This window comes from Streptomyces sp. CLCI03, from assembly GCF_053615355.1.
This window is the reverse complement of the sequence record NZ_CM132132.1, coordinates 6,617,297-6,638,019: the sequence shown is the minus strand read 5'-3', so window position 1 is coordinate 6,638,019 and position 20,723 is coordinate 6,617,297. Positions and strand designations below refer to the sequence as shown.

At 72.7% G+C, this 20,723-nt stretch carries 20 protein-coding genes and 1 pseudogene; 14 read left to right on the top strand and 7 right to left on the bottom strand.

The features are described from left to right. The first annotated feature begins 34 nt into the window (after positions 1-34). On the top strand, positions 35-934 hold the full coding sequence (locus tag ACWG52_RS30675) for an RNA polymerase sigma-70 factor (RefSeq protein ID WP_390140464.1): 900 nt from the start codon (positions 35-37) through the stop codon (positions 932-934). Positions 935-986: 52 nt separating this feature from the next. After that, a complete protein-coding gene (locus ACWG52_RS30670) occupies positions 987-1,742 on the top strand; it encodes an SDR family oxidoreductase (protein ID WP_389812691.1) in 756 nt (251 codons plus the stop codon). Between the two features lie 44 nt (positions 1,743-1,786). On the opposite strand, the gene ACWG52_RS30665 is transcribed toward ACWG52_RS30670, so the two are convergent. After that, a complete protein-coding gene (locus ACWG52_RS30665; protein ID WP_389812693.1) occupies positions 1,787-2,944 on the bottom strand; it encodes an ROK family transcriptional regulator in 1,158 nt (385 codons plus the stop codon). Positions 2,945-2,999: 55 nt separating this feature from the next. Here ACWG52_RS30665 and ACWG52_RS30660 point away from each other — a divergent pair, with 55 nt between their 5' ends. From ACWG52_RS30660 to ACWG52_RS30645, 4 genes are all read left to right on the top strand, one after another. Next, on the top strand, positions 3,000-4,247 hold the full coding sequence (locus ACWG52_RS30660) for an MFS transporter (protein ID WP_453126504.1): 1,248 nt from the start codon (positions 3,000-3,002) through the stop codon (positions 4,245-4,247). A gap of 95 nt (positions 4,248-4,342) precedes the next feature. Next, positions 4,343-5,737, top strand: a complete 1,395-nt coding sequence (locus ACWG52_RS30655) for a uracil-xanthine permease family protein (RefSeq protein WP_389812698.1) — start codon at positions 4,343-4,345, stop codon at positions 5,735-5,737. 75 nt (positions 5,738-5,812) lie between these two features. Next, positions 5,813-6,454, top strand: coding sequence for a DUF5995 family protein (locus ACWG52_RS30650; protein ID WP_266358707.1), 642 nt, complete (start codon positions 5,813-5,815; stop codon positions 6,452-6,454). Positions 6,455-6,500: 46 nt separating this feature from the next. After that, positions 6,501-6,947 carry a hypothetical protein gene (locus tag ACWG52_RS30645; protein ID WP_390140458.1) on the top strand — a complete coding sequence of 149 codons (447 nt, stop codon included), beginning with the start codon at positions 6,501-6,503 and terminating at the stop codon, positions 6,945-6,947. A gap of 61 nt (positions 6,948-7,008) precedes the next feature. Here ACWG52_RS30645 and ACWG52_RS30640 read toward each other — a convergent pair whose 3' ends face one another. The 4 genes from ACWG52_RS30640 to ACWG52_RS30625 form a co-directional block, all read right to left on the bottom strand. Then, a complete protein-coding gene (locus ACWG52_RS30640; protein WP_389812703.1) occupies positions 7,009-8,721 on the bottom strand; it encodes a flavin monoamine oxidase family protein in 1,713 nt (570 codons plus the stop codon). Between the two features lie 57 nt (positions 8,722-8,778). Further along, entirely contained in the window at positions 8,779-9,579 is an 801-nt protein-coding gene (locus ACWG52_RS30635) for a carbon-nitrogen hydrolase family protein (RefSeq protein ID WP_375940627.1), read from the bottom strand. A gap of 201 nt (positions 9,580-9,780) precedes the next feature. Further along, positions 9,781-10,179 carry a glutathione S-transferase family protein gene (locus tag ACWG52_RS30630; RefSeq protein WP_389812706.1) on the bottom strand — a complete coding sequence of 133 codons (399 nt, stop codon included), beginning with the start codon at positions 10,177-10,179 and terminating at the stop codon, positions 9,781-9,783. A gap of 85 nt (positions 10,180-10,264) precedes the next feature. Further along, entirely contained in the window at positions 10,265-10,534 is a 270-nt protein-coding gene (locus tag ACWG52_RS30625; RefSeq protein WP_390140456.1) for a hypothetical protein, read from the bottom strand. A gap of 40 nt (positions 10,535-10,574) precedes the next feature. Between ACWG52_RS30625 and ACWG52_RS30620 the strand changes: the two genes are divergently transcribed. Beyond that, positions 10,575-11,285, top strand: coding sequence for a GNAT family N-acetyltransferase (locus ACWG52_RS30620; protein WP_389812711.1), 711 nt, complete (start codon positions 10,575-10,577; stop codon positions 11,283-11,285). 10 nt (positions 11,286-11,295) lie between these two features. On the opposite strand, the gene ACWG52_RS30615 is transcribed toward ACWG52_RS30620, so the two are convergent. After that, complete coding sequence (locus ACWG52_RS30615) at positions 11,296-11,751, bottom strand: Lrp/AsnC family transcriptional regulator (protein WP_030027017.1); 456 nt, start codon at positions 11,749-11,751, stop codon at positions 11,296-11,298. A gap of 10 nt (positions 11,752-11,761) precedes the next feature. Then, the gene (locus ACWG52_RS30610) at positions 11,762-13,252 is read right to left on the bottom strand and encodes an amino acid permease (RefSeq protein ID WP_389812714.1); all 1,491 of its coding nucleotides are present in this window, start codon (positions 13,250-13,252) and stop codon (positions 11,762-11,764) included. A gap of 355 nt (positions 13,253-13,607) precedes the next feature. On the opposite strand from ACWG52_RS30610, the pseudogene ACWG52_RS30605 reads away from it, so the two are divergent. The 7 genes and pseudogenes from ACWG52_RS30605 to ACWG52_RS30575 all read left to right on the top strand — a co-directional run. Further along, a pseudogene (locus tag ACWG52_RS30605) lies at positions 13,608-14,135 on the top strand (SDR family oxidoreductase); the annotation flags it as partial. Beyond that, positions 14,041-15,015: a GDSL-type esterase/lipase family protein gene (locus tag ACWG52_RS30600; RefSeq protein WP_389813204.1), complete on the top strand. Its 975-nt coding sequence runs from the start codon at positions 14,041-14,043 to the stop codon at positions 15,013-15,015. The pseudogene ACWG52_RS30605 and the gene ACWG52_RS30600, both read left to right, overlap by 95 nt. Before the next feature lie 116 nt (positions 15,016-15,131). Next, a complete protein-coding gene (locus tag ACWG52_RS30595; RefSeq protein WP_389813207.1) occupies positions 15,132-16,163 on the top strand; it encodes an SCO0930 family lipoprotein in 1,032 nt (343 codons plus the stop codon). 130 nt (positions 16,164-16,293) lie between these two features. Next, the gene (locus ACWG52_RS30590) at positions 16,294-17,130 is read left to right on the top strand and encodes a LytR/AlgR family response regulator transcription factor (RefSeq protein ID WP_389812717.1); all 837 of its coding nucleotides are present in this window, start codon (positions 16,294-16,296) and stop codon (positions 17,128-17,130) included. 188 nt (positions 17,131-17,318) lie between these two features. Further along, positions 17,319-17,594, top strand: a complete 276-nt coding sequence (locus tag ACWG52_RS30585) for a hypothetical protein (protein ID WP_030769309.1) — start codon at positions 17,319-17,321, stop codon at positions 17,592-17,594. Between the two features lie 117 nt (positions 17,595-17,711). Then, positions 17,712-19,442, top strand: coding sequence for a sodium/solute symporter (locus ACWG52_RS30580; protein WP_453126498.1), 1,731 nt, complete (start codon positions 17,712-17,714; stop codon positions 19,440-19,442). Positions 19,443-19,447: 5 nt separating this feature from the next. After that, positions 19,448-20,680: a sensor histidine kinase gene (locus tag ACWG52_RS30575; protein ID WP_389813210.1), complete on the top strand. Its 1,233-nt coding sequence runs from the start codon at positions 19,448-19,450 to the stop codon at positions 20,678-20,680. The last annotated feature ends 43 nt before the right edge of the window (positions 20,681-20,723 follow it).

Sequence of the window (20,723 nt, the reverse complement as noted above, 5' to 3'; positions counted from 1 at the left end):
GTTCCGCGCGCACCCGGCCTCGTACGCTGCTGCGGTGATCACACACATCACCGCGTCCGACGCGGACTTCGAGGAAAACCGTCCCCGGATGTTCGGCATCGCCTACCGCATGCTCGGCTCGGCCGCGGAGGCCGAGGACACCGTGCAGGAGGCGTACCTGCGCTGGGCGTCCGCGGACCGCGAGGAGATCGAACACCCCGGCGCCTGGCTCGCCAAGGTCGTCACGAACCTGTGCCTCAACACCCTCACCTCGGCGCGGGTCCGGCGCGAGGCGTACGTCGGCCCCTGGCTCCCGGAGCCCGTCCTCACCGGCGACGGCACGCTCGGCCCGCTGGAGTCCGCGGAGCAGCGGGACAGTGTGTCCATGGCCCTGCTGGTGCTGCTGGAGCAGCTCACCCCGGTCGAGCGGGCGGTCTACGTGCTGCGCGAGGCCTTCGCCTACAGCCACCGGGAGATCGCCGCGGTCCTCGACCTGACCGAGGCGAACTGCCGACAGCTCTACCGGCGGGCGGCCGGCCGGGTGGCCGCCGAACGGGCCGCCGAGCCCGAACGGCGCTTCGAACCGGACCCCGAACGCTGGCAGAGCCTCGTGGAGACCTTCATGACGGCGGCCCGCGACGGGGACCTGGCCCGGCTGGAAGGACTGCTGACGGCCGACGTCCGCTTCGTGTCGGACGGCGGCGGCGTGGTCAACGCGGCCCTGCGGCCGATCCTGGGCCGGGAGAAGGTCGCCCGCTTCGCGGTCGGCGTGCTCAAGAAGTTCGCCGGGGACCTGCCGGTCGGCGTCGCGGAGATCAACGGAGTACCGGCGCTGCTCTTCGGCGAGACCGCCGTTCTTCTGGTGGAATTCGAGAACGGGCTGGTCAGCGGGCTCAGCACAGTACTCAACCCGGAGAAGCTGGAATTCCTCCGGGGGCAGTTGTCACATTCCTGAGGGCTGTCCGGTCTCCGCTGCCGAAAGACCCACATCGGCGAAAGGCGGACCCATGAGCACCATCCTCGTCACCGGCGGCACCGGCACCCTCGGCGTACTCGTCGTGGACCGGCTCCGCGACGCGGGACACGAGGTCCGTGCGCTGAGCCGGCACGCCCCCGACCACCCGGTCGACCTGACGGACGGCAGCGGGCTGGACGCGGCGATGACGGGCGCGGAGGTGGTCGTGCACTGCGCGAGCGACACGCGCGGCGGGGGCAAGGACGACGAGGTCGCCGCCCGGCACCTCGTCGACGCGGCCCGGCGGGCGGGGACCGTCACCAACATCGTCTACATCTCGATCGTCGGGGTGGACGTGGTGCCGCTCGGCTACTACCGGACGAAGCTGCGGGTCGAACGGCTGCTGGAGGCCTCCGGCCTGGGCCTGACCGTCCTGCGCACCACGCAGTTCCACGACCTGGTGGCGCGGCTGGTGGAGACGGCGGCGAAGCTGCCGCTCGTCGCGCCGGTGCCGGGCGGGGTACGGGTCCAGCCGATCGCCGTCGGCGAGGTCGCGGACCGCCTGGCGGAACTGGCGGTCCCGACCCCGTCGGGCCGGGTCACGGACATGGGCGGCCCCGAGATCCTCACCCTGCCGGACCTGGCCCGCACCTACCTGGCCGCGACGGGCCGCCGCCGCCGGGTGATCCCCTTCCCCTTGGCGGGCAAGGCCTACGCGGGCTTCAAGCGCGGCGGCCACCTGACCCCGTCCCATGCGGTGGGCCACCTCACGTTCGCGGAGTTCGCGAAGCTCAAGGCCCGACGGTAGGCGGGGGCCACGACCTGACCCCGCCCCGCGGCTCCCGTCGCCGCCTACCCCCCGAACAACACCGCCTGGGCGGCTTCGCGGGCTGCCAGTTCGGCTCCGGCCAGGACCGCCGGGTCGCCCAGGGTCGTGGCGCGGATCTCCGTCGGGACCGGGGTCAGTTTCGCCACGCGGTGGGCGACCCGGGCGGCCAGGGCCGGGCCGCCTGCGCGGCCCAGTTCGCCCGCCAGGACCACGCAGCCCGGGTCCAGGATCGCCGCTGCCGCTGCCGCGCCCAGGGCGAGCCGTTCGGCCAGGGCTTCGAGGAAGGGCTCCCCCGCGGCTCCGGCCACGGCCTCCTCCGCCGGGCCCGCGAAGCCGTGTGCGCGCGCCAGCTCGGTCACGGCCTCGCGGCCCACCAGGGCGTGGAATCCTCCCGCGCAGTCCTCGGCCGACGGCAGTCCGGCGGTGCCGGGCACCGGGAGGAAGCCGATCTCGCCCGCACCGCCGGAGGCGCCCCGGCGCAGCCTGCCGTCCAGGACCACGGCCGCGCCCACGCCCGCGCCGAGCCACAGCAGGACGAAGGAGTCCAGGTCGCGGGCGACGCCCAGGCGCTGCTCGGCGAGGGCGGCCAGGTTGGTCTCGTTCTCGACGACGACCACGGCGGGCAGGCTCCGCTGCAGGGCGGTGACCAGGTCCCGGTGCCAGGCGGGGAGACCGCTGGTGTCGCGGAGTTCGCCGGTGGCCGGGGCGACGAGGCCCGGGGCGCCTATGACGACGGTGTGCAGCTCGGCCGCGCCCGCTTCGCGCGCGGTGCGCAGCAGGGCGGCCACCGCGTCCTCGGGGGCGCCGACGGGCAGGGCGGCTTCGGCGAGGGGGCGGCCGAGGAGGTCGGTGACGACGGCGGTGACCCGGTCGGTGCGTACGTCGAGGGCGGCGAGGTGGGCGCGGTCGGCGACGATCCCGTACAGCTTGGCGTTGGGACCTCGGCGCTGTTCGCCGGATTCGCCGGCGACCTCGATGAGTCCGGCCTCGGTGAGCCGGTCGACCAGGTCGGCGACCGAGGGACGGGAGAGGCCGGTCATGGTCTTGAGCTGGGTGGCCGTCAGTGGCCCGGATTCCTGGAGGAGTTGCAGGGCGAGGCGGTCGTTGATGGCCCGGGCCGTGCTGGGCGAGGCCGGGGCCGGTACCTGGGTGCTGGTGGGGGCGGGAGTCACGGCGCCCATCCTAGGGAGTCGGGCCCATTATCTATCAGGCAGGGTCCCTGATAGTTTAATCCTCATGACCGGGGACACCGACCTCAGCCCGGCGCGCCTGCGCCATGCCCGCTACTCCATCGCCGCCGTCTTCTGCACCCACGGTGCCGTCACCGGCTCCTTCGCCACCCGTATCCCGTGGATCCAGGAGCACGCGCAGCTCAGCGCGGGCACCCTGGGCCTGGCCCTCGCCGCGCCCGCCGTGGGCGCCGCTCTCGCGATGCCGCTGGCGGGCCGGATCAACCACTGGCTCGGTGCCCGGACCGCGCTGCGGGTGCTGCTCTCGCTGTGGACCCTCTCGCTGATCCTGCCGAGCCTCGCCCCGAACCTGCCCACCCTCTGCTTCGTGCTCTTCGTCTACGGCGCCACCGCCGGCATGTCGGACGTGGCGATGAACGCGCTGGGCGTGGAGACGGAGAACCGGCTGGGCCGTTCGATCATGTCCTCGCTGCACGGCATGTGGAGCGTGGGCGCCCTGCTCGGTTCGGCCGCGGGTACCGTCGCCGCGCACACCGGGGCCGACGCCCGGCTTCACCACCTGGTCGCCGCGCTGGTCCTCACGGCGTTCGGACTGTTCGCCGTACAAGGGGTGCTGGACCTGAGGGCCGACCAGGAGGCGCCGGCACCTCCGCACTTCGCGCTGCCGCCGAAGTCGGCGCTGCTGATCGGGGCCGTCGGCTTCTGCGCGGTCTTCGCCGAGGGCGCGAGCCTGGACTGGTCGGCCGTCTACCTGCGGGACGTGCTGCACACGGACGCCGGCCTGGCGGCGGCCTCCACCACCGCCTTCGCCCTGACGATGGCCGTGGCCCGGCTGGTCGGGGACCGGGTGGTGGACCGGTTCGGGGCGGTGCGCACGGTCCGGGCGGGCGGGGTGGTGGCCACCCTGGGCGGGCTGCTCGTGGTCGGCGTCCGGCATCCGGCGGGTGCGCTGGCCGGGTTCGGGCTGATCGGGCTGGGTATCGCGGTGGTGGTCCCGCTGGCCTTCGCGGCGGCGGGGCGCAGCGGCCCGGCCCCGGCGCAGGCCATCGCCGGTGTCGCGACGATCACGTACACCTCGGGGTTGATCGCGCCGTCGGCGATCGGTGCGGTGGCGGACGCGACCTCGCTGGTGGTGTCCTTCGGGCTGGTGACCCTGCTGGCGTTCGCCCTGATCGCCGGCGCCGCGGTACTGCGCCCGGCGGCTCCGGTGGGGCAGGGTGGGGACGATCTCGGCGGGGCGACGGCGAAGGCCGGCTCCCCCGACCTCGACGAACCGGCCCGAACCCGCCCGTAACATGTCGATCGCCCGCAGCGGTACGTAGCCCGTGCGCCGCGGTCTCGATGTGTGAGCGGCCGGAGCGGCGGCCGTCCGGAGCAGAGGAGTGGAACATGGGCCTCGGCGTGGGCTGGACCCTGCACGGAGACGGGCGGACTCCCGCCCCCGGCGCGGTGGTCCGCCCGGAGGAGCGGCTGTCGTGGCCGCGGACCGCCGGGCTGGGGGCGCAGCACGTCGTGGCGATGTTCGGCGCGAGTTTCGTCGCTCCGGTGCTGATGGGGCTGGACCCGAACCTGGCCATCATGATGTCCGGCGTCGCGACGGTGATCTTCCTTCTCGCGACGCGCGGCCGGGTGCCGTCGTACCTGGGCTGCTCGCTGTCGTTCGTCGGTGTGGCGGCGGCGATCCGGGCCGCGGGCGGGGACAGCGCGGTGGTCACGGGCGCCGTGTTCGTCGTCGGCGTGGCGCTGTTCCTGGCGGGCCTGGTGGTCCAGAGGTTCGGCGCCCGCGTGATCCACACGGCGATGCCGCCGATCGTGACGGGCGCGGTGGTGATGCTGATCGGGTTCAACCTGGCGCCGGTGACGGCGAGCACGTACTGGCCGCAGGACCAGTGGACCGCGCTGTTGACCATGTTGTTCACGGGGGCGGCCGTGGTCTGCCTGCGCGGGTTCTGGTCGCGCATCGCGATCTTCCTCGGGCTGCTCTTCGGGTACGGGATCTCCTGGCTCTCCGACCTGCTCTTCGGGAAGATCCACACCACGGTGGGCGGGGAGGCGGCCGTCGACCACTGGCGGCTGGACCTGTCGGCGGTCGCGAAGGCCGACTGGATCGGGTTCCCGTCCTTCCACGCGCCCGCGTTCGAGTGGTCGGCGATCCTGATCGCCCTGCCGGTGGTGATCGCGCTGATCGCGGAGAACGCCGGGCACATCAAGGCCGTGGGCGAGATGACCGGCGACCCGCTCGACGACAAGCTGGGTACGGCGATCGCGGCGGACGGTGCGGCGTCCATGCTGTCCACGGCGGTCGGCGGCCCGCCGAACACCACGTACTCCGAGAACATCGGTGTCATGGCGGCCACCCGGGTCTACTCCACGGCGGCCTACTGGGCGGCCGCGGGCTTCGCGCTGCTCTTCGGGCTGTGCCCCAAGTTCGGCGCGGTCGTCGCCGCGATCCCGGGCGGGGTGCTCGGCGGCATCACGGTCATCCTGTACGGGATGATCGGCCTGCTCGGCGCCCAGATCTGGATCAACGGCGGGGTGGACCTGCGTAATCCGCTGAATCTGGTGCCGGCCGCGGCGGGCATCATCATCGGCATCGGCGGTGTGAAGCTGCAGATCACCGACACCTTCGAGCTGGGCGGTATCGCGCTGGGCACGATCGTGGTGATCACCGGCTATCACGCGCTGCGGTTCATGGCGCCCGCGCACCTCAAGCAGGAGCCCCTGCTCGACGAGGGCACCTCCGGTTACGACGAGCCCGGGGACGGCCAGGACAAGCCCCGTTGACGGGGTTTCGCCCGAACCGGGGAAGCGTACGGCCAAGTTCCCCGGATCCACGTCGGTGCCTGCGACTCTGCCCCCATGGATGCGGTGCTGGCGCGGATGCGCGCCCTGGAGGAGCGGCTCCCGCCGCAGGACGGTGTCGCCGTCTTCAACCGGGTCTACCTGACCGTGACGGAGACCTTGCACCGGCGGATCGAGCACGGCGGTTTCCCCGCCCCCCGGCGGGCCGAGACGCTCAGCGTGCGGTTCGCCGAGCGGTACCTGACGGCGGTCGAGGCGGACCGGGCCCCGGCCTGCTGGCGGCCCCTGCTGCAGTACCGCCGGCACCCCGGGATCCGTCCGCTCCAGCACGCGCTGGCCGGGATCAACGCGCACATCGGCCATGACCTGGCGCTGGCGGTGGTGGCCACGTGCGGGGAGCTGAACTGTGAACCGCGGGCCCTGGAGGCGGACTTCGACCGGGTCGGCGACACGCTGGTCTCCCTGGAGGAGCACATCCGGGAGGATCTGATGCCCGGCCCGGACCTGCTGGAGATCGCCGACCCGCTGACCCACCTGGTCGGCTCGTGGAGCTTGGAGCGCGCTCGCGCCGGGGCCTGGTCGGCGGCCCGCCTGCTGTGGACGCTGCGCCGGGCGCCGGAACTGGCCGAGGAGTTCACGGACTCCCTGGACGCGGGCGTGGGCCTGGTGGGGCGCTGCCTGCTGACCCCGCGGGGCTGAGGCGCGGCGCGGACGGCATCGGGCCATCGGCCGAAAGAAGGCTACGGTGGTGATCATCTCCGCGGCCGAGCTGATCACGGTCCGCGGACGGCCCCGTTCCATGACGCGCTACGTGATGGCAGGAAGAATGAGCGAGCAGAACCACACCGTCCCCGACTGGTTTCGCGGCGACACGAAGCTTTACCGGTCCCTGCTGGAGCTGGCGGAGTGGCACCCGGAGGCGACGGAGATCGCCACCTCCGCCACGGTCCCGGACGACTACGCCGCGGAGACGATGCTGCACTTCCTGTCCGACGAGCTGATGCGGACCGGTTTCACCGACAACTGGGCGGTGACGTCGCACGGGCAGGAGATCGAGGACCTGATCGACGTGTTCCACGACATCGCGCAGCCCGAGCGGCACGTCGCCGGGCTGCACCTCGTCGGCCGGCGTGTCGCCGGACGGCACGTGGCGGGGCGGCGCGTCGCCGGGCGCGGACGCCCGGGGCATTGAGAACGGGCCGTCCCCGCGCTGCTCACGCGGGGACGGCCCGTGGCCTTGCGTACCCGGAGGATCAGTCCTCGGGGAGTTCGACCGGGGCGATGTCGTCGTAGACGTCGCCCGGGCCCGGGTTGGTGGAGTCCGTGGATCCACCGAGGTGGTGCATGACGCCCCAGACGGCGTTGAGGGCGGTCTGGACCGCGCCCTCGGCCCAGCCGGCCGTCCAGGAGATGTCGTCGCCCGCGAGGAAGATGCCGCGCTTGTCCTCGGGGAGGCGCTCCTGCATGAAGTGCGTGAACAGGCGGCGCTGGTAGCGGTAGTGGCCCGGGAGGTTGGCCTTGAACGCGCCCATGAAGTAGGGCTCGTCCTCCCAGGACACGGTGACCGGGTTGCCGATGATGTGGCGGCGGATGTCGACCTTGGGGTAGATCTCGCCGAGGGACTTCAGCATGACCTCCATCCGCTCGTTCGCGGACAGCGGCAGCCACTTGAGGCTGTCGTCGCACCAGGTGTACGAGAGGCAGATGACGGCGGGCTTGTCCGGGCCGTTGTCCAGCAGGTACGTGCCGCGGGTCATGCGGTCCGTGAGGGTCATCGACATGACGTCGCGGCCGGTCGGCTCGCCACTGTCGTCGACGGCCTTGTCCAGCCAGAACGGCCGGTCGACGGGGACGAACAGCTTGGACGACTCCATGTAGTGGGTGCGCTCGATCGCCGTCCAGTGGTCGATCGGGAACAGCGTGTCGTCGCACTCGATCTTCGACAGCAGCATCCAGGACTGGGCCGTGAAGATCGCGGCGCGGTACGTGCGGATGTCGCCGGAGGAGTCGGTGACCGTGATGCGGTTGCCGGCCGTGCGGTGCAGGCGGGTGACCGCCGGGCGCGGGGTGCCGTCGTGCAGGGAGGACAGCGAGGTGCCCTGGGCCCAGTGGACGATCTTCTCGGGCTCGCGCTCCCACAGGCGCAGCGGCAGCTGCTGCGAGCCGCCGACGATGCCGCGGTGGTGGTCGTCGGCCTCGGTGTAGACGACGCGCAGGATCTCCAGGATGGAGTTCGGGAAGTCGGTGTCCCAGCCGCCCGTGCCGAAGCCGACCTGGCCGAAGATCTCGCGCTTGCGGAAGGACTTGAAGGCCTCCGACTTGCAGAGGAAGCCGTAGAAGGTCTCGTCGTCGAGCTTCTCGACGAGCTTGGCCCAGATCTCGCGGATGCGCGGGACGTCCCGCTCGCGCATCGCGGTGTTCATGTCGGAGAAGTCGGCGCCCTCGTCGAGGCAGGCGTTCCAGGCCTCGGCGACGTCGCGGTAGATCTGCGGGAGGTCCGCGATCGTCTCGGCGTAGTGCGTCTCGCCCTTGAGGTCGACGACCGTCGAGGGGGTGGCCTCGGCGAGCGGGTTCGGGAAGGGCTCGGTGACCAGGCCGACGAGGTCGATGTAGTGCTGCAGGGCCGTGGAGGAGGGCGGGAAGCGCATGGCGCCCATCTCCGCGGTGAGGCCCTCGGTCTCGGCGCCCTCGAAGCCGACGGTGCGCAGGCGGCCGCCGATCTGGTCGGCCTCGTAGACGACGGGCCTCAGGCCCATCTTCATCAGCTCGTAGGCGGAGATGATGCCGGAGAGCCCGCCGCCGATGACGGCGACCTCGGTGCCGAGCTCGGTCGCCGGTATCTGGCCGAGGCCCGCCGGGTGGGCGAGGAAGTCGTCGTACGCGTACGGGAAGTCCGGACCGAACATGGTGATCGGCGGCTGTCCGTCGCTGTGCGGGACGGCGGTGGTGGGCACCGTGGACGTCATGGGGGTACGTCTCCTTGCGGCAGGGCTGGGCGGCAGGGCTGGGGGAAGAAGGGGGACTCAGACGAGGGAGGCGTAGAGCCCGGGGCGGCGGTCGCGCAGGTACGGGTTGTTCTCGCGCGATGCGGACAGCAGCTCGGGGTCGGCCTCGCCGAACACCAGCTCCTCGCCGCGTCCGGCCCGGGTCCGGGTGACCCCGTCGGGGCTCGCCAGGCAGCTGAGTCCGACGAACTCGAACTCGCCTTCCGGGCCGGTGCGGTTGACGTACGCGATGTACATCTGGTTCTCGAAGGCCCTTACCGGGACCAGCTGTTCGGCGACGAACTGGAACGGGTGCATCTGCGCGGTCGGCACCAGGAGGAGGTCGGTGCCGGCGAGCGCGTGCGCCCGGACGTTCTCGGGGAACTCCACGTCGTAGCAGATCATGATGCCGATGCGGAGGCCGTTCAGGTCCGCCTGGACGACGGGGGTGTCGCCGGGGGTGAAGGCGTCCTGTTCGAAGCAGCCGAAGAGGTGGGTCTTGCGGTAGTTCGCCAGCGCCGCGCCGTCGGGGCCGATGAGCTGGGCGGCGTTGTAGACGACGCCGTCCGCGCCCTCCGGGTAGCCGTACAGGACGGCGATCCCGTGGCGGCGGGCGATCTCGCCGATGGCCCGGGCACTGGCTCCGTCGGCCGGTTCGGCGAGGCCGGGGATGTCCTGGAGGTCCAGCGCGTAGCCGGTCAGGAACATCTCCGAGGTCACGAGGAGCCCGGCCCCGCTCTGTGCGGCGCGCGCCGCTGCCTCGTCGAGCGCCTTGAGGTTCTCGGCGGTGTCGCCGAGAACTCCGGAGCTCTGGAGGAGGGCGGTGCGCAGCGGGGGCATGGGCTACCTCTGTGACAGGCGGGGAGGGGGTCATAAAACGGTACGTTCGCGCGTTCGACCCGGACAAGCCGTGAGCGTTGCGCTCCGCGCATCGATTCGTTGCGTGTTCCACCACCGACGCGGCGATTCGTTGCGCGGGCGCCCCGGGCCCCCCTCGTGGACCCCGTACGGGCCCTGTGCGGCCCCTGTCGCGGCCTTCCTCTAGGCGCTCGCGCGGAAGGCCGGGTGGGCGGCCAGGAAGCGCAGGTCGTCGAGGATGTCGGGGGTGTGGTCGGAGACGACGCGGCCGCTCCAGCCGTCGACGAGGGCGGGGACGGTCAGGGTGCCCTCGAAGTGGTGGCCGGTGGCCTCGTAGGCGAGGCGCAGTGCGGTGTACTCGGCGGCTCGGGGGTCCGTGCCGAGGACGGTGGCGGTGATCGTGTGGGCCAGGCCCAGCTCGGTGAGGGTGTCGGTGATCCGCAGCGAGTGGGGACAGGCGACGCGGAGGTAGAGGTGGTAGCGGTGCGGTACGGGGGAGAAGCCGGCTCCGATGCGGCCGCGCGGGGCGGGCGCCGGGCCGGTGCGGGGCAGCGGGGTGCGGGGCAGGACGGTGTGCGACATGACTCTCCTGGGGTGGAGGACAACACGGCTGGGCCCCGGGCGGCGCGGTGCGCGCCCGGTCCGGGTCACTCGTCTCTGTGGGGGGTCAGCCGCGCGGGCCGAATGCGCTGCACACCCGCAGGAGGTCGATGTGCAGGCGCCGGGTGAGCCACCAGCGCCGTAGGGTCCGGGCCCGCGTGTCCGTGTGCTTGTCCGCGTGTGCCGTCGGGGCCGTGTCCACTGCCGCCCACCCCCGTCCCTCGTCCTCGGCCGCCGCCGTCCGGTGCTGGTTAGGCTTCCGGTGGCGGGCGTCGTCCGTCATGGCCGTCCCCCGCAGTTTCGTGGTGGCGCCGGGGGTCGTCAAGAAGGCGGTCACGACCTGGACGCCGTCGCCTTACGGAAGGAGTCACGCACCGATGTCCCCCGAGAGCGGCACGCTGTGCGGCAGTGAGGTACTCGACAATCCGGTCTGGGCCGCGCTGACGGGGCCGCACCGCGAGTTCGCCGAGTTCGCGCCCGCGGGTCTGGCGGCCCGCTACACCTTGGACACGTCGCCGTTCGCGGCGCTCGCCGATCCGCGGGATCCGCGGGCGTGGGCGGATCTGGCCGCGCTGGTCGGTCCCGGGGAGGAGGTGTGGGTGACCGGGTTGCTGACCCCGCCGCCGGGGTGGGAGACGCAGGTGAGCGTGCCGGGTGTGCAGCTGGACGGCCGGGCGGTACGGGCCGGGGCCGAGCCGGAGGCGATACGGCTGGGGCCCGGCGATGTGAAGGACATGCTGGAGCTGGTGGGGCTGACCCGGCCCGGCCCGTTCCTGGACCGGACGGTGGAGCTGGGCACGTACCTCGGGATCCGCCACGAGGGCCGGCTGGTCGCGATGGCCGGGGAGCGGATGCGGCCGACGGGCTGGTCGGAGATCAGCGCGGTGTGCACGCACCCGGACCATCGGGGCCGGGGCCTGGCGGGTCGGCTGGTGCGCGCGGTCGCGGCGGAGGTCCGCGAGCGCGGGGACCGCCCGTTCCTGCACGCGGCGGAGGCGAACACCGGGGCGGTGCGGCTCTACGAGGCGATGGGCTTCACCCTGCGCCGCAGCCCCCTGTTCCTGGGCCTGCGCACCCCGCGGCCGTAGCTCCAGGGCCCTAGGCGGGCGCGCCCGAGGTGAAGCGGCGCAGGAGCGGGGAGAGGACGAGTACCGACTTGGTGCGTTCCACGAAGGGCTCGCCGGCGATGCGTTCCAGGACCCGCTCGAAGTGGCGCATGTCGGAGGCGAAGATCTGGACGAGGGCGTCCGCGTCGCCGGTGACGGTCGACGCGGACACCACCTCGGGGTATCGCTCCAGTCCTCGCCGGATGTCGTCCGGCGAGGTGTTGTGCCGACAGTAGATCTCGATGAAGCCCTCGGTCTCCCAGCCCATGGCGGCCGGGTCCACGCGGACGGTGAAGCCGGTGATGGCTCCTTCGGCGCGTAGCCGGTCCACGCGCCGCTTGACGGCGGGCGCGGAGAGCCCGACCTCGGAGCCGATGTCCGCGTAGGAGCGGCGGGCGTCCTCGGCGAGGGCGTGCACGATGCGTTCGTCGAGATCGTTCAGTCGCACGGGGGGTGAATCACTTCTGTTCAGCGACCTCCTCGGCCGTGTCGGCCAAGGCGGCCACAGTGGCCAGGCTGGAGCGGCGCATGCCGTAGAAGAAGTAGATCACGAGCCCGGCGGCCATCCAGCCACCGAAGACCAGCCAGGTGATTCCGGGGAGCTCCGTCATCAGGTAGGCGCAGAGGAGGAAGCCCACGATCGGGGTGACCGGGAAGAGCGCGACCTTGAAGGTGCGGTTCATCTCGGGGCGGGTCTGGCGCAGGATGATGACGGCCACGTTGACGAGGGCGAACGCGAAGAGCGTGCCGATGCTGGTGGCGTTCGCCAGCTCGCCCAGCGGGATGAAGGCGGCGAGCAGTCCGCAGAAGAGGCAGACGATGATCGTGTTGACACGCGGGGTGCCGGACTTCGGGTCGACCTTGGCGAAGGCCTTGGGCATCAGGCCGTCGCGGGACATGGCGAACAGGATGCGGGTCTGGCCGTAGAGGACGGCGAAGACGACGCTGGCGATGGCGACGACGGCGCCCGCGGCGAGGATGACGCTCCAGAAGGAGTGTCCGGTGACGTTCTCCATGATCTGGGCCAGGGCGGCCTCGCTGCCCTCGAACTCCTGCCACGGCATGGCGCCGACGGCGACCAGGGCGACGAGGCAGTAGATCACGGTGACGATGCCGAGCGAGAGCATGATCGCGCGCGGCAGGTCCTTCTTCGGGTTCTTGGCTTCCTCACCGGCGGTGGAGGCGGCGTCGAAGCCGATGTACGAGAAGAAGAGCATCGACGCGGCGGTGCTGATGGCGGTGATGCCGAGCGGGGCCAGCGGGGTGTAGTTGCCGGCCTTGATGCCCATGAAGCCGATGACGATGAAGAGCGCCAGCGTCACGATCTTGACGCCGACCATGATCGAGTTGATCCGGGCGCTCTCCTTGGCCCCGCGGAGCAGGAAGACCATGCAGAGCATCACGACGACCAGGGCGGGCATGTTGATGTAGCCGCCCTCGCCCAGCGGGGCGGAGAAGCCCTCGGGGATGGTGATGCCGAGGGTGCCGTCGAGCAGCTCGTTGAGGTACTGGCCCCAGCCGACGGCGACGGCCGCGACGGAGACGCCGTACTCCAGGACGAGGCACCAGCCGCAGATCCAGGCTATGAGCTCGCCCATCGTGGCGTAGGCGTAGGAGTACGAGGAGCCGGAGACGGGGATGGAGCCCGCGAGCTCGGCGTAGGAGAGCGCCGAGAACAGCGCGGTCAGGCCCGCGACGATGAAGGCGATGAAGACGGCCGGGCCGGCGATCGGGGTGGCTTCGCCGAGGACGACGAAGATGCCGGTGCCCAGGGTCGCGCCGATGCTGATCATGGTCAGCTGCCACATCGTGAGCGAACGCTTCAGCGCGCCGCCCTCACCCTGGCCGCCCTCGGAGACCAACTGCTCCACCGGCTTGCGGCGGAGCAGCGGGTTGACGGGCCTCTTGGCCTCGGAAGCGAGGGGTGGCGCCTGGCCGTGGTCGAGCACGAGGGGACTCCTTGTCACTGCGGATCGGGGAGGTCAGGGGAGGCGTCGACCGCGACGATCCGGAGCAGGGCAGGGCCCATCGGAAGAAGGGTCTGCTCATGGGGGACCGCCGAGCAGGCGATCCGCGCCACTCCACGTACAGCGAGTGAGCCTACGAGCTGAGTGATACCGCCCGTAATGGACCATCCTTGCACATTGGCGCACGATCATTGCGCGGATCGGTCACGGACAGTCGTTTGTTGCGTAGGGATGATCGATCGCTGCGCAGGTCACCCCCGACCCCTTTTCTTGACACTTCGTCAGATCTGCCGCAGCGTGCCGCCATGGATCCGGACGTGCGCCACGAGATGGACGCCCCCGGCGCGCGGCGTACGGAGCCGCGGAGGTCGCATCGATGGCATTGGTGCGCTCCGCGGCGGTGGAACCGGGTCCGAGCGGGGTACTGGTGAACGCGGTGGCACCGGGGGTGGTGCGGACCCCGCGGGTCGCCGCCCTGCCGGGCGCCGAGGGACGGTGGCGCGACGCGGAGAACGCCCCGCCGGGCCGGGTCGCCGAGACCGCGGACATCGCGGCCGCCCCGCACCTCCTCGCCTCGCCGTGGCCCTCGTACCTCACGGGGCAGAGGCTCGTGGTGGACGGCGGGGTCGGCCTGAAGTCCCCTACCCGACGATCGGAGGCGACCAGTGAGACCACCGGGACCAGCGGTGCCGGCAGGACCGGAACTGCCGGCGGAGCCCGTACTCGGGCTGCAGCGCCATCCGGACGAGCCGGCGCCCTGGCAGGACGCGCTGCCCTTCCTGCGCGGGGTCGCCTGGTTGGACCGGGGGCGGCCGGTCCGCGCCGATCCGGCCGACACCATGCGGCTGCCCTGGGACACCGGTGAGCGCTCCACCCTGCCCATCGGCGTCCGGCTGGAGTTCACCACCGAGACCGCGCGGGCGGTGGAGGTCCGCTACCGGGCGACCGTGCCCGGCCCCACCGACGCGCTGCGCGACCTCGCGCACGGCTTCGCGCTGTGGGACCGGCACGGGGTGGTCACCGAGGTGTTCACCGACCCGGCCGCCGAAGCCGTCGTACGGATCGACCTGGGCGGCGGCACCGGCCCCTTCACCCTCCACCCGCCCGAGACCCAGTCCCCGCTGATCCTCGGGCTGCGCGGGATCGGCGGCCCGCTCACCCCGGCGCCGCCGGGGCCGCGCTGGGTGGTGCACGGCGACTCCATCACCGAGGGCTGGTGGTCCACCCGCCCCGCGCACGGATGGCCCGCCGTCACCGGCCGGGCGCTCGGCTGGGACACCGTCAACCTCGGCTACGCGGGGGCCGCGCGCGGCGAGTTGACCACCGCCGAACAGCTCGCGGGCCTGCCCGCCGACGTCCTCACCCTGGCCTTCGGCACCAACTGCTGGTCCCGGGTGCCGTTTTCGGCCCCCCTGCTGTACGAGACCACGCGCGCGTTCCTCGAACTGGTCCGCCAGGGGCATCCGCGGACCCCGATCCTGCTGGTCTCGCCCGTCCTACGGCCCGACGCCGAGCGCACCCCGAACAAGCTCGGCGCCACCCTCGGCGCCCTGCGGGACGCGATGGAGCGGGCCACCCGGGACCGGATCGCCGCCGGGGACGACCGGTTGGCCGTCCTCCCGGGCCGGGACCTGCTCGGTCCCGAGCACCTGGCGGACGGGCTGCACCCCAACGACAGCGGACATCAGGTTCTCGGCCTCGCTGTGGCCACGGCTCTGCGGCGCAGCGGGTTCGGTGTCGGGTGAGTGAAACACCCCACACCGGACCGGGTGAACAGATCTCTCCCATCGGAGCGTGTCCTGAGCACAGTTGACGCCACCACGGTGGCGGACACCGGACACCACACGTGGGAGAGATCAAGATGGGCATCAAGCGCGGAACCACCCTGGCCGCGGCCGCGATCGTCGTCGTCCTCGCGGCGACGGCCTGCGGCCCCACGGACGACAAGGCCGCGGACACGACCAAGCCGGTCGGGGCCGCCGCAGCCGCTCAGGACAGCAAGGCCCCGCCCGCCGCCGACGGCGCCTACGGCTCCGACGGAGGCTACGGCGCCGCGGGCGGAGGCTCCGGAGCCGCGCCCGCCACGGACGCCAAGCCGGCCGGACAGCTCGCGATGGCCTCCAACGACAAGGTCGGGCCGGTCCTGACCGACAGCGCCGGCTTCACCCTCTACCGCTTCGACAAGGACACCGCCAAGCCGCCGAAGTCCAACTGCGACGGGGACTGCGAGAAGACCTGGCCGGTGGTCGCCGCCGGTGACGTCACCGCCGCCGCCGGCATGGACCCGGCGCTGCTGGGCGAGGTGGTGCGCACCGACGGCAGCAAGCAGCTGACGGTGGGTGGCTGGCCCGCGTACCGCTACAGCAAGGACACCAAGGCGGGCGACGTCAACGGCCAGGGCGTCGGCGGCGTGTGGTTCGCGCTCGGAGCGGACGGCAAGAAGGCCGCGAAGGGGGCGCCGACCGCGGCCCCGGCGCCCGCGGCCCCGGCCGAGGGCGGGGGCGAGGCTCCGGCGGGTGGCGCCGCTGAGGCCGACGGGAAGCTGTCGGTGGCCAAGGACCCCAAGCTGGGCGAGCACATCGTCGACGGCAAGGGCATGACCGTCTACCGGTTCAAGCCGGACACCCAGTGGCCGATGACCTCCAAGTGCGTGGGCGACTGCCTCGCCAAGTGGCCGGTCGTCGCACCGCTGGAGAAGGCCAAGGACAAGGGGATCGTCGAGAAGAACTACACGGTGCTCAACCGCCCGGACGGCCAGAAGCAGCAGAGCGTCGACTGCTGGCCCGTCTACACCTTCACCGGTGACAAGAAGCCCGGCGACGTCAACGGCCAGGGCGTGGGCGGCACCTGGTACGCCGTGTCCCCCGACGGCAAGCTCATCACCGTCCAGTAGCCGGCGCCCCTCCCCTCCGTCCCCGCACTCCCCCCACCCCGTTCGCGCGGCCCTCGCCCACATCCCCCCTGGGCGGGGGCCGCGCCCGTTCCCGTTCCGCCCCCGGCAAGTCCTCTCTAGACTCGGCCGCATGCTGCGCGTACTGGCCGTCGACGACGAGAAGCCGCTCCTGGAGGAACTCCTCTACCTGCTGCGCTCGGACCCCCGGGTGCGCAGCGCGGAGGGTGCCTCGGACGCCACCGAGGCCCTGCGTCGGGTCACCCGGGCGCTGGAGTCCGGCCCGGACGGGGCCGACGCCATCGACGTGGTGTTCCTGGACATCCACATGGCCGGGCTGACCGGGCTGGACATCGCCCGGCTGCTGGCCGGGTTCGCGCGGCCCCCGCTGATCGTGTTCGTCACCGCCCACGAGGGCTTCGCCGTACAGGCCTTCGACCTGAAGGCCGTGGACTACGTGCTCAAGCCCGTGCGCCCGGAGCGACTGGCCGAGGCCGTCCGACGGGCCTGCGCGCAGCTGGGCCGGTCCGAGGAGGGCCCGGCGGGCATGCCGACGGGTGACGCCCCGGCGGCGGGTGGCCCGGCCGTTCCCGCGCCGCGCCGCCCGGTCACCGAGGTCACCGTCGCCGACCGGGCGTCGGACCAGATCGCCGTCGAACTGGGCGGGGTCACCCGCTTCGTGGCGATCGCGGACATCTCCTACGTGGAGGCGCAGGGCGACTACGCCCGCCTGCACACCGACGAGGGCAGCCACCTGGTGCGGATCCCGGTGTCCACACTTGAGGAGCGTTGGGCGCCGCGCGGGTTCGTACGGATCCACCGCCGTCATCTGGTGGCGTTGGCCCGGATCGACGAACTGCGGCTGGAGGCCGGGACCACCAGTGTCCGGGTGGGAACCGCGGAGCTCCAGGTGAGCCGAAGACACGCGCGGGAGCTGCGGGACCTGCTGATGCGGCACGCGACCGGCTGAAACCGGCCGCCGTCCCAGGCGCCTCGGGCCGTTCACCCCTGACCGTCCGGCGCTCGGGAGCGCCGTTCGTCGCGCCGGGAAGGGCGTACGGCGATCCGCCGGAACCGTCGGCCGCACGGCCGTTCCGATCGGCGCTCGGCCGCGTCACCCCTCTCGTATCGTGGATCTTCCGGCGCGGGAGGAGCGAGATGTCCGAGATCCAGGCGCTGGTCGACGCTCTGAGCGGGCTGCCCCGGGCCCGGCCGGCCGGGCCCGCCGAGGCCGAGGTGCTGCTGGCCCGACTGCGCAGTGCGGCCGCCCGCTGGGCCGACATCCTCTACGAGGCCCGCGAGGGCGTCCGCGAGCAGGTGCCGCCGCGCGCGGAAGCGGCCTTGACGCTGGCGTTCCGGCGGGCGGAGGAGTCGTACGTGGAGCTGGAGATCGCCCTGCGCGACTGCGCGGAACACCGCGACCCGGCACTGTGACAGGGCTGGTCCGGCCTGGCGGATCCGGCGGCTCCGGTGGGTCCGAATCGCGTCTGTCGCCCGGTCAGGGGCGTGCGTAGACTCCGGTCACCTCTCCCCTGCCGAAGGACCGCCCCGGTGAACCAGACGTACGCGCTGACCGCGGTCGCCGTCGTCGTCCTGGTGACGATCCTGGTCGGCGCGCTGGGCCTGCGGATGTCGCGGACCACCTCCGATTTCTACGTCGCCTCACGCACGGTGGGGCCCCGCCTGAACGCGGCGGCCATCAGCGGCGAGTACCTGTCCGCCGCGTCCTTCCTCGGGGTGGCGGGGCTGGTGCTGCTCCAGGGGCCGGAGATGCTCTGGTACCCGGTGGGCTACACCGCCGGGTACGTGGTGCTGCTCGTGCTCGTGGCGGCCCCGCTGCGCCGCTCGGGCGCCTACACGCTGCCCGACTTCGCGCAGGCGCGACTGGACTCGCTGGTGGTGCGCCGGATCGCGGTGCTGTTCGTGGTCGGGGTCGGCTGGCTGTACCTGCTGCCGCAGTTGCAGGGCGCCGGGCTGACGTTGGAGATCCTGACCGGGGCCCCGCACTGGGTCGGCGGGCTGGTCGTCGCGTTCGTGGTGACGGTGGCGGTGGGGTGCGGCGGGATGCGTTCGGTCACCTTCGTCCAGGCCTTCCAGTACTGGTTGAAGCTGACGGCCCTGCTGGTGCCGGCGTTCTTCCTGATCGCGGCCTGGGTCGGGGACGGGGCGCCGCGGGCCACCTTCGACGCCCCGGCCGTCTTCCGCGAGCACACCTCGGTGACGGTGGCCCAGGACGTGCGGCTGTCGGTGGCCGATCCGCTGACGGTGACGGTGACCGGGCGGGTGGACGGGCGCGACCACCTGTCGGCGCCGCTGACCCTGACCGCCGGTGAGCATGTCGTACGGGCGCACGCGCGGCTGGAGTTCGCCCCGGACACGCCCGTCCCGGACACCCTGGCCGAGGCGCGGCCCGGTGTGTCCACCTGGACGGCGGCGACCTCGGACGGGCTGCGCGCGTACCGGCTGTACGCCACGTACGGGCTGATCCTGGCGACCTTCCTCGGCACGATGGGCCTGCCGCACGTCGCGGTGCGGTTCTACACCAGCCCCGACGGGCGGAGCGCGCGGCGCACCACGCTGGTGGTGCTCGCGCTGGTCGGCGTCTTCTACCTGCTGCCGCCGGTGTACGGGGCGCTGGGCCGGATCTACACGCCCGAGCTCGCCCTGACCGGTGACGCGGACGCGGCGGTGCTGGTGCTGCCCGAGCGGATGCTCGGCGGGTCGCTCGGCGATCTGCTGGGCGCGCTGCTTGCCGGGGGTGCCTTCGCCGCGTTCCTGTCGACGGCGTCGGGGCTGACCATGGCGGTGGCGGGGGTGCTGCACCAGGACGTGCTGCCGGCGCGCGGGATACGCAGCTTCCGGTCGGCGGCGGTCGTGGCGATCCTGGTGCCGCTGGCCGGGAGCGCGGTGGCGACGGAGGTGCCGGTCGCGGACGCGGTGGGCCTGGCCTTCGCCGTGTCGGCGTCCTCGTTCTGTCCGCTGCTGGTGCTGGGCATCTGGTGGCGCGGGCTGACCCCGCCGGGTGCGGTGGCCGGGCTGGTCACGGGCGGCGGGGCGGCGCTGGGCGCCGTGCTGGCGACCCGGGCCGAGCTGGCACCGCCGGGGTGGACGCACACGCTGCTGGCGTGGCCGGCGGCGTGGTCGGTGCCGCTGGGGTTCCTGACGATGGTGGCGGTGTCGCTGGCGACGCGGTCGCGGATCCCGGCGGGCACGGCGGCCACCCTGGCGCGGCTGCACCTGCCGGAGGTCGTGGCCGGGGAGCGCGCGGGGGGTGCGCGGTGAGCGGGGTGGCCCCGGCGGTCGTGGCCGTGCTGGCGGTGGCGGGCGCGGTGCTGCTGCTGGGCGTGGGCTGGGCGGCGGGCATGCGGCACGCCCGGCACGGGGAGCGGGCGGCCGGCATGGATCTGGGGACCCCGGTGGAGCGGGCCACCTTCCACACCCTGCACACGGCTTCGCTGGCCGCTCCGCCGCTGCGCGCCGGGCTGACCGAGGACGCCGCCCGCAAGGCGGCCCGGCGGCTGCGGTCGCTGCTGGGCACGGAGGCGCTGTGCCTCACCGACCGGGAGTCGGTGCTGGCCTGGGACGGTCCGGGCGCGGACCATCATCAGCGGCGGGCGATGGCCCGGGTGGCGGTGATGCTGGCGTCGGGCCGCAGCCAGAGCGTGCGGACCGAGTGCCAGCGGCCGGACTGTCCGCTGAAGTGGGCGGTGGTGGCCCCGCTGACCGGTGAGGACGGGGTGCTGGGCGCGCTGGTGGCGTACGGCTCGCGGGAGTCCGCGGTGCTGGTGCGGGCCGCGACGGAGGTCGCGCGGTGGGTGTCGGTGCAGCTGGAGCTGTCCGAGCTGGACCGGTCGCGGACCCGGCTGATGGAGGCGGAGATCAAGGCGTTGCGGGCACAGATCTCCCCGCATTTCATCTTCAACTCGCTGGCCGCGATCGCCTCGTTCGTCCGGACGGATCCGGAGCGGGCCCGGGAGCTGCTGCTGGAGTTCGCGGACTTCACCCGGTACTCCTTCCGGCGGCACGGTGATTTCACCACGCTCGCCGACGAGTTGCGGTCGGTCCAGCAGTATCTGGCGCTGGCCGGTGCCCGGTTCGGCGACCGGTTGAAGGTGACCTTGCAGGTGGCGCCGGAGGTGCTGCCGGTGGCGCTGCCGTTCCTGTGCCTGCAGCCCCTGGTGGAGAACGCCGTCAAGCACGGGTTGGAGGACTCCACCGAGGAGTGCAGGATCACGATCACGGCGCGGGACGCGGGCGCGGAGGCGGTGATCACGGTGGAGGACAACGGGGTCGGGATGGATCCGGCCCTGCTGCGCCGGATCCTGGCCGGGGAGCACGGGGGTTCCTCCGGGATCGGGCTGCCCAATGTCGACGAGCGGATCCGGCAGGTGTACGGGGACGATTACGGTCCGGTGATGGAGACGGGCGTCGGGGCCGGCATGAAGGTCACCTTGCGCATCCCGAAGTACCGGGTGGGGGTGCACAGTTCGCCCTCGGGACAGCGTCCTCCCCGGCCCTGAGGGCGGGCGGAGCCCCGCCCCGGGAACGCCCGCGACCCCGGAC

What these genes read in the sequence shown, in the direction of transcription:
- ACWG52_RS30595 (WP_389813207.1), top strand. Translation starts at nt 15,132, where the DNA reads ATGGGCATCAAGCGCGGAACCACCCTGGCCGCGGCCGCGATCGTCGTC.
- ACWG52_RS30630 (WP_389812706.1), bottom strand. Translation starts at nt 10,179, where the DNA reads ATGTCGCACACCGTCCTGCCCCGCACCCCGCTGCCCCGCACCGGCCCG.
- ACWG52_RS30660 (WP_453126504.1), top strand. Translation starts at nt 3,000, where the DNA reads ATGACCGGGGACACCGACCTCAGCCCGGCGCGCCTGCGCCATGCCCGC.
- ACWG52_RS30635 (WP_375940627.1), bottom strand. Translation starts at nt 9,579, where the DNA reads ATGCCCCCGCTGCGCACCGCCCTCCTCCAGAGCTCCGGAGTTCTCGGC.
- ACWG52_RS30590 (WP_389812717.1), top strand. Translation starts at nt 16,294, where the DNA reads ATGCTGCGCGTACTGGCCGTCGACGACGAGAAGCCGCTCCTGGAGGAA.
- ACWG52_RS30620 (WP_389812711.1), top strand. Translation starts at nt 10,575, where the DNA reads ATGTCCCCCGAGAGCGGCACGCTGTGCGGCAGTGAGGTACTCGACAAT.
- ACWG52_RS30585 (WP_030769309.1), top strand. Translation starts at nt 17,319, where the DNA reads ATGTCCGAGATCCAGGCGCTGGTCGACGCTCTGAGCGGGCTGCCCCGG.
- ACWG52_RS30655 (WP_389812698.1), top strand. Translation starts at nt 4,343, where the DNA reads ATGGGCCTCGGCGTGGGCTGGACCCTGCACGGAGACGGGCGGACTCCC.
- ACWG52_RS30665 (WP_389812693.1), bottom strand. Translation starts at nt 2,944, where the DNA reads ATGGGCGCCGTGACTCCCGCCCCCACCAGCACCCAGGTACCGGCCCCG.
- ACWG52_RS30670 (WP_389812691.1), top strand. Translation starts at nt 987, where the DNA reads ATGAGCACCATCCTCGTCACCGGCGGCACCGGCACCCTCGGCGTACTC.
- ACWG52_RS30650 (WP_266358707.1), top strand. Translation starts at nt 5,813, where the DNA reads ATGGATGCGGTGCTGGCGCGGATGCGCGCCCTGGAGGAGCGGCTCCCG.
- ACWG52_RS30640 (WP_389812703.1), bottom strand. Translation starts at nt 8,721, where the DNA reads ATGACGTCCACGGTGCCCACCACCGCCGTCCCGCACAGCGACGGACAG.